The organism is Drancourtella sp. An57 (assembly GCF_002161525.1).
GTDB lineage: Bacteria > Bacillota > Clostridia > Lachnospirales > Lachnospiraceae > Sellimonas > Sellimonas catena.
Map to the genome: position 1 here is coordinate 62306 of NZ_NFHY01000007.1, position 14513 is coordinate 76818.

Genomic DNA, 14513 nt, shown 5'->3' on the forward strand with positions numbered 1-14513 from the left:
CCGGTCCGTACATGAAAGAACGGACAAAGGGAGGGGGAGAGCGCTTCTCCTCCTCGAAATAAGGAGAGAGTCACATGAAAAAATTTAAATGGAAGACGGTCACGCCATATCTGTTCATTCTTCCATGGATTATCGGCTTTTTAGTCTTTACATTAGGACCGCTGATCTTTTCTCTTTGCATCAGCTTTTTTGACTGGCCGGTTGTCGGAGAACGTACATTTGTGGGACTGGGAAACTACATAGAAATGTTTACTCAGGATAAGCAGGTAATAAAATCCCTGACTATCAGTATTAAATATGCCGCTATTTTTGTACCGCTGAATATTTGTATCGCTTTGTTCCTTGCGATGCTGATCAGCCAGCCGTTAAAAGGAATCAAGGTTTACAGAACGATTTTTTATATCCCGGCCGTTGTGTCCGGTGTTGCGACATCCGTAATCTGGAGCTGGGTATTAAACAGCGACTATGGTGTATTGAACTATCTGCTTTCACTGATCGGGATTGAGGGACCTAAATGGCTCGTAGATCCGGCATGGGCGATTCTGGCAGTCGTTATTGTAAGTGCGTTTGGAGTCGGAACCATGATGCTCGTGTTCTATACGAATATCAAAGGAATTTCGGCAGAGCTTTATGAAGCAGCCGCACTTGACGGGGCAGGACCGGTTAAACAGTTTTTCAGCATTACACTGCCGATCATCACACCTACATTATTATTTAACCTGATTACTTCTATCATCAGTTCATTCCAGCAGGTAACACTGGTTATGCTGTTAACCGGAGGTGGACCGATGAAGTCCACATACTTCTACGGACTGATGACATACAACAACGCGTTCAGACACCATAAGCTTGGATACGCAAGTGCCAATGCATGGGTAATGTTCATCATTATTCTCTGTCTGACCGCTCTTGTATTCAAATCATCCTCCATGTGGGTATTCTATGAGAATGAAATGAACTCCGGATCGAAAAAGAAAAAGAAGAGGAGGAAAAAGTAATGAAAATGTCTAAAAAAACAAAAGTAGTACTGTATGTGATTTTGACATTGATTGCAGTTTACTTTTTGTTCCCTTTCGTATATATGTTCTTTTCCACATTTAAGTCAGAAACAGAGGCAGTTGCCTACCCGCCAAGTTTCCTGCCGGATATCTGGAACTGGCAGAATTACGTGGATGCATGGAACGCTCAGCCGTTCGGTACATTTTTAAAGAACTCTGTAATTGTAACGGTAGGATCCGCATTAGGATCCATGGTATCCGCAGCGCTTGTTGCATATGGATTTGCAAGATTCCAGTTCAGAGGGAAAAACATCCTCTTCATGCTGTTGCTTTCCACAATGATGATTCCGTGGGACGTTACAATGATCCCGCAGTATATGGAATTTAATATGTTTGGATGGCTGAACACGCTGAAACCGTTGATCGTCCCGTCCTGGTTTGGATCTGCATATTATATCTTCCTGATGCGCCAGTTCTTAATGGGCGTACCGAAAGATTTCGAGGAGGCAGCGAGAATTGACGGAGCAAATGCTTTCCAGATTTTCTATAAAATCTATGTTCCGATTATGAGACCTTCATTAATTCTGGTAGGTGTACTGAATATGCTTGCCGCATGGAACGATTACTTAGGACCATTGATTTTCCTGCAGGAAAGATCCAAGTACACACTGGCATTAGGTCTTGCATCATTTAAGGGTGTTTACTCTCAGGAAATTGTCCCGATGCTCTGTATTACTGTGATTATGATCGTACCGCCAATTTTGATCTTTTTATTTGCACAGAAATACATCATCGAAGGAACCGGGGGAGCCATTAAGTGATTTAAGGCAGAGGGAATCTTTTCTAGTAAAAGGTTCCCTCTTTTGATAAAATAAAGAAAAATGGGAATAGGAAAAAGGAGAATGAAATGGCGATTCAATTTCACCAAACTTCAAAAGAATTTCATCTTTACAATGAACAGATCAGTTATATTATCAAAGTTCTGGAAAATGGCCAGTTAGGCCATGTATATTTCGGGAAACATCTCACAGACAGGGAAGATTTTGGCTATCTGGTGGAGTATGCAACAAGAGATATGGCTCCGTACCCGTTTGAAGGGAGAAGTAATTTTTCCCTGGAACATCTGAAACAGGAATATCCAACCTTTGGCTCCGGCGATACAAGATATCCGGCTTTTGAACTGGAAAGTGCGGATGGAAGCAGGGTCGCAGATTTTAAATATAAAACACACGAAATTTATTCCGGAAAGAAAGAAATTCAGGGACTCCCGGCTGTCTATGTGGAAGATGACAGCGAGGCTGACACTCTGGAAATTGTTCTGGAAGATACATTCTTAAAGACAGAAATCGTGCTGTCCTACACGATTTTCAATGGACGCCCGGTGATTACAAGGCATGCACGTTTTGCGTGCGGAAATGAGAATGGAATTACGCTTTTAAACTGTATGAGCGGCTGCCTTGACCTGCCGGACAAAGAATATAAAATGGTTGAACTTGCAGGGACATGGAACCGGGAGCGTCATCCGCATACGAGAAAACTGTGTTACGGTACCCAGGGAGTATACAGTATGCATGGATGCAGCAGCCATCAGTTCAACCCGTTTTTGATGCTGAAGCGAAAAGAGGCAGATGAATTTTCCGGAGAAGTGATTGGGTTCAGTCTTGTCTACAGTGGAGATTTTCTTGCGCAGGTCGAGGTCGACAACTTCGACGTGACAAGAGTGGTGATGGGAATCCATCCAAATGAATTCCGCTGGGAACTGGAAAAGGGCGAATCCTTCCAGACTCCGGAGATGGTGATGGTATACTCTGAACACGGGATGAATGGAATGAGTCAGACCTACCATGAACTGTACCGTACCAGACTTGCAAGAGGAAAGTGGAGAGATCAGGCAAGACCGATCCTGATCAATAACTGGGAAGCAACCTATTTTGACTTTATTGAAGAAAAGATACTGAATATCGCCCGGAAGGCAAAAGAAATTGGTATAGAGCTTTTTGTTCTGGATGACGGATGGTTCGGGAAGCGGAACTGGGACAATGCGTCTCTTGGAGACTGGTATCCGAATCTGGAAAAACTGCCGGAGGGCATTACAGGACTTGCCGGAAAAATCGAAGATCTGGGCATGAAATTCGGTCTGTGGTTTGAGCCGGAGATGACAAACAAGGACAGTGACCTGTTCCGGGAGCATCCGGACTGGCTTCTGGCGGATATCCGGCGGAACTACTGCCACAGCAGAAATCAGTATGTACTGGATTTTTCCAAACCGGAAGTGGTGGATCACATCCACGGACAGATGAGAAAGATCCTGCAAGATGCGCCGGTTTCCTATGTGAAGTGGGATATGAACCGTGCATTTTCCGAGGTATTCTCCAATGGAAATTCCAAAAGTTATCAGGGAAAAGTACGGCATAAATATATTCTTGGAGTATACAGCCTGTATGAACGGCTGATTCAGGAATTTCCGGAGATCCTGTTTGAATCCTGTGCAAGCGGCGGGGCCAGATTCGATCCGGGAATGCTTTATTACGCGCCGCAGGCGTGGACGTCGGATGACACGGATGCGGTAGAACGGATCAAAATTCAGTACGGAACGTCTTATGTATACCCGATCAGCAGCATTGGAAGCCATGTATCCGCTTCTCCGAACCATCAGGTATTCCGGAATACATCTCTGGAAATGCGGGGAAATGTGGCGTACTTTGGAACATTCGGCTATGAGCTGGATATCACAAAGCTTCCGGAGGAAGAGCTGGAACAGATGAAAGAACAGATTGCGTTTATGAAGAAGTACCGGGATCTGATCCAGAAGGGCGTCTTTTACCGGCTCAAGAGTCCGTTCGAGGGCAACCACTCAGCCTGGGGAGTGATTGCGGATGACAGAAGCGAAGGTCTTATGGCCTACTTCCGCGTGATGCAGCCGCCGCAGGGCAAATTTGAACGGATCTGCTTCAAAGGGCTGGATGAAACGGCAGCCTACTCCGTACAGGAATGTTTCGGAGCAAAAATGGACTGCGGTGTACATTACGGGGATGAGCTGATGTATGCAGGATTAAGTGTTTCCGACTGCTCTTCCGGCCTTGCAGGCGTAGCAAGAGAGCAGCAGGGGGACTATTTCTCCAGACTGTTCCATATCAAAAAAACAGATGTCATGTAAATGTACGAAAAAAGAAACAAGGCAAAGAAAGCAAGCCGTAAGAAACGGTTTGCTTTTTTATGTGTTAGAAATTATAATAATACAGGAACATTGGAAAAGAAAGGGGAAAGACTATGCTGAAAGGAAAGACAGTGATACTTGCCGTGACCGGAAGTATCGCGGCCTATAAAATCGCGTCCCTGGCAAGCGCACTGAAAAAGCTTCAGGCAGATGTGCATGTACTGATGACAGAAAATGCAACGAACTTTATCAATCCGATTACATTTGAGACGTTGACCGGCAATAAGTGTCTGATCGATACATTTGACCGGAATTTCCAGTACAGTGTGGAGCATGTGTCTCTGGCAAAACAGGCGGATGTGGTAATGGCGGCACCTGCCAGCGCCAACGTGATCGGAAAGATTGCAAACGGGATCGCGGACGATATGCTGACAACGACTATCATGGCATGCCGGTGCAGGAAGATCATCGTTCCGGCGATGAATACGAATATGTTCCTCAATCCGATTGTGCAGGACAACCTGGACAAGCTCCGCCGTTTCGGGTATGAAGTAGTGGACCCGGCCAGTGGCTATCTGGCGTGCGGGGATACTGGCCAGGGCAAGATGCCGGAGCCGGAGCTTCTGCTGGAATATATCCTGCGTGAGATTCAGTATGAGAAAGATCTTGCGGGGAAGAAGGTACTTATCACAGCAGGACCGACACAGGAATCCATCGATCCGGTGCGTTATATCACCAACCATTCCACCGGGAAGATGGGATATGCCCTTGCAACAGTCTGTATGCGCCGGGGCGCGGACGTCACGCTGGTGACCGGACCGACGGAGACGAAGAAGCCGGAGTTTGTGAACATCCTTACGGTAACCACGGCCCGGGAGATGTTTGAGGCGGTCACCGCTCATGCACCGGAGCAGGACATCATCATCAAGGCAGCCGCGGTGGCGGACTACCGGCCGAAGTACGTCAGCGATGAGAAGGTTAAAAAGAAAGATGGAGCACTTTCCATCGAAATGGAGCGGACCGATGATATTCTCCAGTATCTCGGAGAACATAAAAGAGAGGATCAGTACCTCTGCGGATTTTCCATGGAGACCGAACATATGCTGGAAAATTCACGAAAGAAACTGAAAAAGAAACATCTGGATATGGTCGTGGCGAACAACCTGAAAGTAGAAGGCGCCGGATTCGGCGGCAATACGAATGTGGTGACCATGATCACAGACGATGAGGAAATCTCACTCGAAAAGATGACAAAAGAGGAGACAGCCGTGCACATCGTCGACCGGATCTTAAAAGAACAGAAAAAGAAACAAACAAAAGAATAAGGTAAACAGAAGCTATTCTGTGCCAAACGTATTGTATCTCAGAAGAGAATGATAACAAGGAGGCAATTATGAATCAAAGAGCAGACAGCAGAAACGCAGGCACGTCCATGAGCGTGCGCAGCATGATCCAGGTGGCATTATTCGGAGCAATTATCGTGATTTTGGCATTCACCCCTTTCCTCGGATACATCCCGCTTGGATTTACGAGAGCGACCATCATCCACATCCCGGTGATTATCGGATCCATTCTGATGGGGCCGAAAAAGGGAGCGGTACTTGGATTTGTTTTCGGTGTGACCAGTTTTATCAACAACACGATGAACCCGACGGTGACATCGTTTGTATTCACACCGTTTTATAACCTCGGAGAATTCAGCGGAGGGATCGGCAGCCTGATCATCTGCTTTATCCCGAGAGTTCTGGTCGGAGTGGTTCCATATTATGTATATAAAGGAGTGAAAGCTTTGACCAGAAGTGAGAAAGTATCATCACCGGGACTGATTCTGGCAGGCATGTCCGGAGCACTGGTTAACACGCTGCTTGTGATGAATCTGATTTTTGTATTTTTCCGTGACGCCTATGCAAAGGCAAACGGCGTAGCAGAGAGCACGGTATACACATTTATTCTGTCCGTGATCGGAATCAACGGGGTGCCGGAGGCCATTGTGGCGGCGGTCTTTACCCTTGGAATCGGAAAGATTCTGATGAAGAAAAATATCAGAGACAGACTGGGAGTTTAGAGTATGATTTTAGCGATTGATATAGGAAATACAAATATCGTCATCGGATGTATGGAGGGAAACCGCTGCAGCTTTATCGAGCGGCTCTCCACCGTCCGGACGAAGACGGAACTGGAATATGCGATTGATATTAAAAATGTCCTGGACATCTACCATATCAATCCGCACGAGCTGGAAGGCGGAATCATTTCATCCGTGGTTCCTCAGATTACAAAGTCCTTCCGGCTTGCGGCCGAGAAGATCCTGAAGAAGGAGATTATGATTGTGGGAGCCGGCATCAGGACCGGACTGAATATCCGGATGGACAATCCGGCGTCTCTTGGGGGCGATCTGGTTGTGGACGCGGTGGCCGGTCTTCAGGAATATAAACCTCCGATGCTGATCTTTGACATGGGGACGGCGACAACGGTCAGCGTCATCGATGAGAACCGCTGCTATCAGGGCGGCATGATTTATCCGGGCGTGGGGGTATCACTGGATTCCCTGACGGCAAGGGCGGCACAGCTGTCCGGCATCAGTCTGGAAGCGCCGGAGCATCTGATCGGGAAAAATACGATCGAATGCATGAAGAGCGGGATTATCTACAGCAGTGCAGCGGCCATCGACGGAATCATCGACCGGATGAAAGAAGAGCTTGGCTCCGATGTGACAGTCATTGCTACAGGCGGACTTGCAAAAAAGATCGTGCCCCACTGCAGAAGAGAGGTCATTCTGGATGACGATCTGCTCTTGAAGGGGCTGTCGATTCTGTATCAGAAAAACAAGAAATAAATCAGGGAAGCCGCGGTCAAAAGACCGCGGCAGTATTATGGAATGAGACATCATCAAAAAGGGGGAACGGACTTTGAAGAAAAACAAATATGAAATTGACATGTGCAATGGCTCCATTATGGACAAGCTGGTGACTTTTGCCTTTCCGCTGATGCTGACCAGCATTCTGCAGCTTATGTTTAATGCAGTAGATATCATTGTAGTGGGAAGATTCAGCGGAAGCCAGGCTCTGGCGGCAGTAGGCTCCACGTCCGCACTGATTAATATTTTCACGAACCTGTTTATTGGAATTTCGCTGGGCGCCAACGTACTGGCAGCCCGTTATTATGCGGCCGGGAAAGACCGGGAAATGTCAGAAGCAGTACACACAGCTATTACTCTGGCCCTGATCAGCGGAATCGTTATGGCATTTGTAGGAGTGGCAGCGTCCAGACTTGCGCTTTCCCTGATGGGAACGCCGGACGACGTTATTGACCAGTCGGTACTGTATATGAAGATTTACTTCATGGGCATGCCGTTTTTTATGCTTTACAACTACGGCGCCTCCATCCTCCGGGCTGTGGGAGACACAAGAAGACCGCTGTATTTTCTGATTGCGGCCGGGCTGACCAATGTGGTGCTGGATCTTCTTCTGGTTATCGTAATCCCGCTGGATGTGGCAGGCGTTGCCATCGGTACGGTGGCTTCCCAGATGATTTCCTGTATTCTGGTTATCCGGTGCCTGCATCAGTCCGACGGAAGCTACCAACTGCGGTTTTCCAGACTGACGGTGAAAAAGGAGCATCTTGTGCGGATCCTTCAGGTGGGAATTCCTGCCGGAATCCAGAGTACCGTCATCAACTTTTCCAACGCCCTGCTGCAGTCCTCGGTCAATTCATTCGGATCCACTGCCATGGCAGGGTACACGGCGGCAAACAACATCATCGGATTTTTGTATTCCGCAGTCAATGCAGTAACCCAGGCATGCATGAGCTTTACAAGCCAGAACTACAGTGTCGGTAAGCAAAAACGGATGGACAGGGTTCTTCTGGACTGCATCATTTTGACAGTCAGCGTATCCGCGCTCATGGGAATCGGGGCCTACGTTTTCGGAGGACAGCTTCTTCAGATCTATACGGCAGAGCCGGAAGTCATTCAGTGCGGCCTGGAAGTACTGTCCATCACAACGGTACCTTATTTTCTCTGCGGCATCATGGACCTGTTCCCGGGAGCCCTGCGGGGAATGGGACACTCGGCGGTGCCGATGATCTTATCCGTCATCGGAACGGTGGGAACACGAATCGTCTGGATTTACCTGTTCTTCCCGCACCACAGATCTCTGTACTTTCTGTTCATTTCCTATCCGGCATCCTGGATTCTGACTATCATCATGCAGGCAGTCTGTTTCTATTTTGTGAGGAAACAGTGTAAGCTGGAGATGCATTTAAACAGTGCGGAAGAAGTATAAAGAAATTTTTGGAGAAAAAGTGTATGAAAAAGAATATAAAAAAGTATCTGGCAATCGTTTTGGCGGTGTTATTCCTGGGAGAACAGCTTGCAGGCTGTGTCCAAAGTGAGCAGACGGAACAGGAGACAAAGCTGGAGAGCCGGACGGTTGATGAGATCGAACTGGAGCCGTATGAGGCAGAAGAACTGCCGCCTGCCGGGGAGAGAAAGACATGCAGGGCAGAACAGTATGAAATGGAGATTACACTGGATACCGTCAAGCAGCAGATTCGGGGAAACAGCACCATGACCATCACGAATCAGACAGAAGATACACTCGGACAGATCTGTGTGAGAAACTATGCGGCTTCGATCCTGAAGGAGAAAGGAACGGGAACATCCACCATTTCCAATGCAAGAATCGCAGGTACGGATCAGATGCTTGTGACGGAAACAAAAGAAGATTCCTCAGTCATTTATCTGCAGTTGGGAGAGCGGGAGCTGAAGCCAAAGGATACCATTACCATCTCTCTTGATTTTGTGACTGACATACCAGAACAGAAAGAAAAGTTCGGATACTGGGAAGAAGGAGAGAACCGGGTGTATCAGTTATCATTTTGTTTTCCGGTTACTGCCATGTACGAAAACGGAAAATGGAATGAAAATCCATATGTATTTTCCGGCGAGTCCAACTATCACAGTCCGGCTGTATTTCGCTGTACGTTCACAGCGCCTGAAGAATATACAGTGGCGGCCACCGGAGAGGAGAAGACATCCGGTAAAGTGACGGAGATTTATGCGGAAAGCATCCGGGAACTGGCGGTTGTGGCATCTGACCGTATGAAGAAGGAGTGTGTAGATGCCGAAGGTGTCGAAGTTAATCACTATTATCTGGATTATAAGGGAAACACAGAATATAATAAGTTGTCCTTAATGGCTGCAAGGGATTCAGTACTTTTATTTTCCAGGTTCATCGGTGAGTATCCGTATAAAGAGCTGGACATTGTACAGACGGCGCTTTCAAACGGGATGGAGTTTCCGGGGCTTGTGATGGCCGCAATGCCGGATGTTGAGAACATTCAGAAACTGGATCAGAGTGCCTCCTATACATCGGCCTGCAGTATGATTGCCCATGAAACGGCACATCAGTGGTTCTATGGCGGAGTGGGAAATGACCCGTATGAAGAAGCGTGGCTGGATGAAGGTTTTGCCGAGTACTGCGAGGATGTGCTGTATCAGCAGAGCAGGCTGGCGAGTGCAGTGGAAGCGGTAAAACGGGATCAAGAACGGCTTGGAAGCAGCGAAATCTGGGGAACGATGTCAGACGAGGAATTTCACCGGGATATGGAAAGTCAGATTGAGCAGATCGTGGGAGAGCGCTTTATTATCAACCGCACTTATGAACAGTACCAACAGGAAGTGGATACGTATTCCGAGTATGTCTATACTGGAGGCTCCTGCTTTTTGTATGAACTGCAGAATGCCATGGGTGATGGAAAATTTTTCTCCATGCTCCAGCAGTATTACAGAAACTGGTGTATGAAAGAAGCGAGGACAGAAGATTTTCTGCAGGCAGTCAGAGCATATGATAACTCGGAAGAGGTGAATCAGATCATAACAAAGTATATTGCATAAATACCGGATTTGCGGGAAAGATATGAGAAAAAAGAGGAAAACGGATATAACCGGTTTCCTCTTTTATTTAATGGGAAGAAGCGTATTCTTTTGTATCCTGATAGGTCCGGAAAATGTGCCGGAGCATCAGGATTGCACAGATGCAGAGAATGAATTCCGCTGTACACTGCGCGTAAGCCAGTCCGTAGAGCGGGAAAATCATATTCAGGATAAGAAGTGCCGGAATTTCCAGGATCAGCTTCCGCATGACCGCAAACAGAAGAGCATATCTTCCGAATCCCAGTGCCTGGAAGACACCCACTGCCAGGAAGTCTACGCTGATAAAGCAGATGCCAAGTCCGAATCCATGGAGGAACCGGGTTCCGTATGCGATGATCGCTTCATTGTTCATAAACAGGCTGATGAGCCGTCCGGCATTGATATAATAAAGAACCGTCACTACTGCAAGGACCGGGACGATCAGCTTCAAGGCAAAGAGAATGGTATCTTTCATCCTTCTCCGGTTGCCGGAAGCAAAGTTATAGCTTACAAGCGGCATGATTCCCTGGGAGAATCCCATTGCCACCTGCATCGGAACCATGTAGATCTTGTAGGCGATTCCCATGGCGGCCACGGCGTCCGCCCCGTAGGCGGAAGTAAAATTGTTCAGGACCGTCATCCCGGTCACGTTGAGCAGGTTCTGGATGGAAGCCGGGATGCCGACACCGCAGACCTCCCTGATGATCTGGCGCTTGATCCGGAATTTCTTTGGATTGATGCAGACAAAGGTATTTCCCCGTTTTACATAAAGAAGAACGAAAAAATACAGGCAGGCCACACAGTTGGAAATACAGGTGGCAAGTCCGGCGCCTGCCGCACCCATGTGGAAGCCCCACGGAAGAATGAAAATCGGGTCCAGAATCATATTCAGGATACATCCGCTCATCGTCCCGATGCTGGCATGAAGGGCCGCACCTTCCGAGCGGACCAGATAGGCCATGACGACATTCAAAATGGAAGGGGCTGCTCCAAGATAAACTGTCCAGAACATATATCCCTGAGTGGCGGCACGTGTCGTCTCATCCGCCCCGATCAGGGTCAGTAAAGGTCCGTGAAACAGTCCGCACAGCAGACCGAATAGCACTCCGCAGATCAAAGAGCAGTAAAATCCAAAAGCTGAACTTTCCGATACCACCTCATAGTCCTTTCGTCCAAGCGCCCGGCTCATCATGCTGGATGTTCCAACGCCAAACAGGTTGTTGATGGCATTAAACGCAAGCAGCACCGGAGCGGCAAGGGAAACTGCGGCATTTTCCACCGGATTGTTGAGCATTCCCACGAAATAGGTGTCCGCCATGTTGTAGAGCACCATGACAAGAGAACTGAAAATCATGGGAACCGACAGCTTGGCAACCGCCGAGGGGATTGATGCCTTTTCAAACAGCACAATCTTTTCATTTTCTTCCATTTCAAAAACCTCCTCATATCTTTTGTACCTTATCGAAGCAAGGTATTTCATTCCACAAAAAAGAATCCTGTCTGAAGGATTCTCTGCGCACAGCCGCTTCCATTCCCCTGGAAAACGGGTGACATATACCCAGTATATCATACTGAGGGAAAAAGAAAAAGGATTCGGAGGTGAAAAAGCGGGAGAATTCCCTTTATAGACGTCCCCTTTCTGTGTTATGATAGTATCTGTACTATCGAACAGAAAGGGGTATTTTCATATGGAAGATACGTCTGGAAATAAAGACAAACAGATTTGTCTCGGTCTGGTCGCCCATGTGGATTCGGGAAAGACGACGCTGGCCGAGAGTATTTTATATCAGAGCGGACAAATCCGGACGCTTGGAAGAGTCGATCATAAAGATGCGTTTCTGGATACCTACGAGCTGGAAAAGGACCGCGGCATTACGATTTTTTCCAAACAGGCACAGACCGTGATCGGGGACAGGCAGGTGACGCTCCTGGATACGCCGGGCCACGCAGATTTTTCCGCGGAGATGGAACGAACCCTTCAGGTACTGGATTATGCGGTGCTGGTGATCAGCGGGGCGGACGGCGTCCAGGGACAGGTGCGCACCCTCTGGACCCTGCTGGACCGGTATGAGATTCCGGTTTTTCTTTTTGTAAACAAGATGGACCAGCCGGGGACGGACCGGACGGCCCTTCTGCAGGAACTAAAGAAAGAGCTGGACGAGCGGTGTGTGGACTTTGGCAAAGACCAGAGCCGGGAGGAACTGTTGGAAAATATCGCAGTGTGCGAAGAATCTCTTCTGGAATATTATCTGGAGACCGGAGAGATCGAGGATGAGGCGGTAAGGACTCTGATCCGGGAGAGAAAGCTGTTCCCGTGCTGCTTTGGATCTGCATTGAAGATGCAGGGAGTGGAGGAATTCCTTCAGGTATTTGACACCTTTACAACCGCACCATCCTATCCGGATGTCTTCGGGGCAAAGGTCTACAAGATTGCAAGAGATCCGTCCGGGACCCGCCTGACCTATCTGAAAATCACCGGCGGGACACTGAAAGTCAAGGACATTTTAAGGGGCAGAAAACAGCAGGACCCGGAAGAGACCTGGGAGGAAAAGGTTCATCAGATCCGGATTTACTCCGGTGCCTCCTATCAGGCGGTGGAGGAGGCTTCCGCCGGGATGGTCTGCGCCGTGGCGGGACTGGATTCCAGCTGGTCCGGGGAAGGACTTGGAATGGAGGAGGACGCCCAGGTGCCGATGCTGGAGCCGGTGCTCTCCTATCAGATCCTTTTCCCGGACGGGGAGGACGTTCACCTGATGCTTCTGAAACTCCGGCAGCTGGAGGAGGAAGTACCGGAACTGCACATCGTATGGAATGAGCAGGCCGAAGAGATCCATGTCCAGGTGATGGGCGAGGTTCAGATCGAAATCCTGAAAAGCATGATTGAAGAGCGGTTCGGCGTCCGTGCCGAATTTGGCTCCGGAAGCATTGTATACAAGGAAACCATTACGAAGAAAGTAGAAGGGGTGGGCCACTTTGAGCCCCTCCGCCACTATGCGGAAGTCCATCTGATTCTGGAACCGGGTGAGCGGGGCAGCGGACTCGTTCTCGACAATCAGTGCAGCGACGATGTGCTGGATAAGAACTGGCAGCGTCTGATCCTGACCCATCTGGCAGAGCGGAAGCATCCAGGAGTTCTGACCGGATCGGAAATCACCGATCTGAAAATCACCCTGGCATCCGGAAGAGCCCACCAGAAACATACAGAAGGCGGAGACTTCCGGCAGGCGACGTACCGCGCTGTCCGGCAGGGACTGATGAAGGCGGAAAGTATCCTGCTGGAACCGGTCTACGACTTTATTCTGGAAGTCCCGCAGGAATCCATCGGGCGAGCTATGACGGACATCCAGAAGATGGGCGGCTCCTTTGCGCCTCCGGAGCAGGAGATGGACCGCGCCGTCCTGCGCGGCAGCGTTCCCGTATCGGAGCTTCAGGGGTACCAGATGGAAGTCATTGCCTATACGAAAGGGCTTGGAAGGATGTCCTGCACTCTGAAAGGGTACGAGCCATGCCACAATGCGGAGGAAATCATCGAGGCGGCAGGATACCGGCCGCAGCTGGATGCGGACAACCCGGCGGGATCCGTATTCTGTGCCCATGGTGCCGGATTTTATGTGGAGTGGGATCAGGTAGAAAATTATATGCATCTGGAAAGCTGCCTGAAAGAAGAAAAACCCCGGGAAGAAGCGGCCGCACCCCGTTCCTATACCCTGACCTCCAGTTACGGCTGGGGAGACGAGAAAGAACTGGAAGAGATCTTCAACCGTACCTACGGGTCCGGCCAGGAACGAAAATACGGATACCAGAAACAAAAAAACAAAACCCTTTCCAGGGCGCCGAAGACCGTCTACGCGAAAAAGAAGGAGGAGGAAGAATACCTCCTTGTAGACGGCTATAACATTATCTTTGCGTGGGAGGAATTAAAAGAGCTGTCCAAAATCAATATCCAGGCGGCAAGAGATAAACTGATGGATATCCTGAGCAATTATCAGGGTTTCAAAAAGCAGACCCTGATCCTTGTATTTGACGCCTACAAAGTGGAAGGACATCCGGGTGAGGTACAGAAGTACCACAATATCTATGTCGTCTATACAAAAGAAGCTGAGACAGCGGATCAGTATATCGAAAAGACGGTACATAAAATCGGCCGTACCCACCAGGTGACTGTCGCCACATCGGACGGACTGGAGCAGATCATCATCATGGGACAGGGCGCAAGAAGGCTTTCTGCAAAAGGACTGAAGGAAGAAATCGAACAGGCCAGTATCGAGATCAGGGAAACGTATCTGGACCACCAGGACACAAAAGGGAGAACCTATCTCTTCGACCAGCTCTCCGAAGAGATGAGCGATTTCATGGAGGAGATCCGGCAGGGAAGGAAAGCCGCCAGAAAAGAAACGCCATAGGTCTATTGAAAAGACGGAACAAGGGACAGCCCGTTCCGTCT

General features: G+C 48.8%; 10 protein-coding genes. 9 read left to right on the forward strand and 1 reads right to left on the reverse strand.

Going from position 1 to position 14513, the window contains the following annotated elements:
• Positions 1–74: 74 nt before the first annotated feature.
• The 8 genes from B5G11_RS07155 (at position 75) to B5G11_RS07190 (ending at position 10051) form a co-directional block, all read left to right on the forward strand.
• Positions 75–998 carry a sugar ABC transporter permease gene (locus tag B5G11_RS07155; protein WP_087252676.1) on the forward strand — a complete coding sequence of 308 codons (924 nt, stop codon included), beginning with the start codon at positions 75–77 and terminating at the stop codon, positions 996–998.
• 5 nt (positions 999–1003) lie between these two features.
• Entirely contained in the window at positions 1004–1819 is an 816-nt protein-coding gene (locus B5G11_RS07160) for a carbohydrate ABC transporter permease (RefSeq protein WP_343215481.1), read from the forward strand.
• Positions 1820–1905: 86 nt separating this feature from the next.
• On the forward strand, positions 1906–4155 hold the full coding sequence (locus B5G11_RS07165) for an alpha-galactosidase (RefSeq protein ID WP_087252678.1): 2250 nt from the start codon (positions 1906–1908) through the stop codon (positions 4153–4155).
• 113 nt (positions 4156–4268) lie between these two features.
• Positions 4269–5480 carry a bifunctional phosphopantothenoylcysteine decarboxylase/phosphopantothenate--cysteine ligase CoaBC gene (gene coaBC, locus B5G11_RS07170; protein WP_087252679.1) on the forward strand — a complete coding sequence of 404 codons (1212 nt, stop codon included), beginning with the start codon at positions 4269–4271 and terminating at the stop codon, positions 5478–5480.
• Between the two features lie 68 nt (positions 5481–5548).
• Positions 5549–6220 carry an ECF transporter S component gene (locus tag B5G11_RS07175; RefSeq protein ID WP_242958968.1) on the forward strand — a complete coding sequence of 224 codons (672 nt, stop codon included), beginning with the start codon at positions 5549–5551 and terminating at the stop codon, positions 6218–6220.
• A 3-nt stretch (positions 6221–6223) separates the two neighbouring features.
• Positions 6224–6991 (forward strand): type III pantothenate kinase, encoded by a 768-nt coding sequence (locus tag B5G11_RS07180; protein WP_087167229.1) that lies wholly within the window; start codon positions 6224–6226, stop codon positions 6989–6991.
• Positions 6992–7064: 73 nt separating this feature from the next.
• Positions 7065–8438 carry an MATE family efflux transporter gene (locus B5G11_RS07185; protein WP_330616824.1) on the forward strand — a complete coding sequence of 458 codons (1374 nt, stop codon included), beginning with the start codon at positions 7065–7067 and terminating at the stop codon, positions 8436–8438.
• A gap of 23 nt (positions 8439–8461) precedes the next feature.
• The gene (locus tag B5G11_RS07190; RefSeq protein WP_087167230.1) at positions 8462–10051 is read left to right on the forward strand and encodes a M1 family metallopeptidase; all 1590 of its coding nucleotides are present in this window, start codon (positions 8462–8464) and stop codon (positions 10049–10051) included.
• A 67-nt stretch (positions 10052–10118) separates the two neighbouring features.
• On the opposite strand, the gene B5G11_RS07195 is transcribed toward B5G11_RS07190, so the two are convergent.
• A complete protein-coding gene (locus B5G11_RS07195) occupies positions 10119–11498 on the reverse strand; it encodes an MATE family efflux transporter (protein ID WP_087167231.1) in 1380 nt (459 codons plus the stop codon).
• Between the two features lie 259 nt (positions 11499–11757).
• Between B5G11_RS07195 and B5G11_RS07200 the strand changes: the two genes are divergently transcribed.
• Entirely contained in the window at positions 11758–14472 is a 2715-nt protein-coding gene (locus tag B5G11_RS07200; RefSeq protein ID WP_087252680.1) for a TetM/TetW/TetO/TetS family tetracycline resistance ribosomal protection protein, read from the forward strand.
• Positions 14473–14513: the final 41 nt, after the last annotated feature.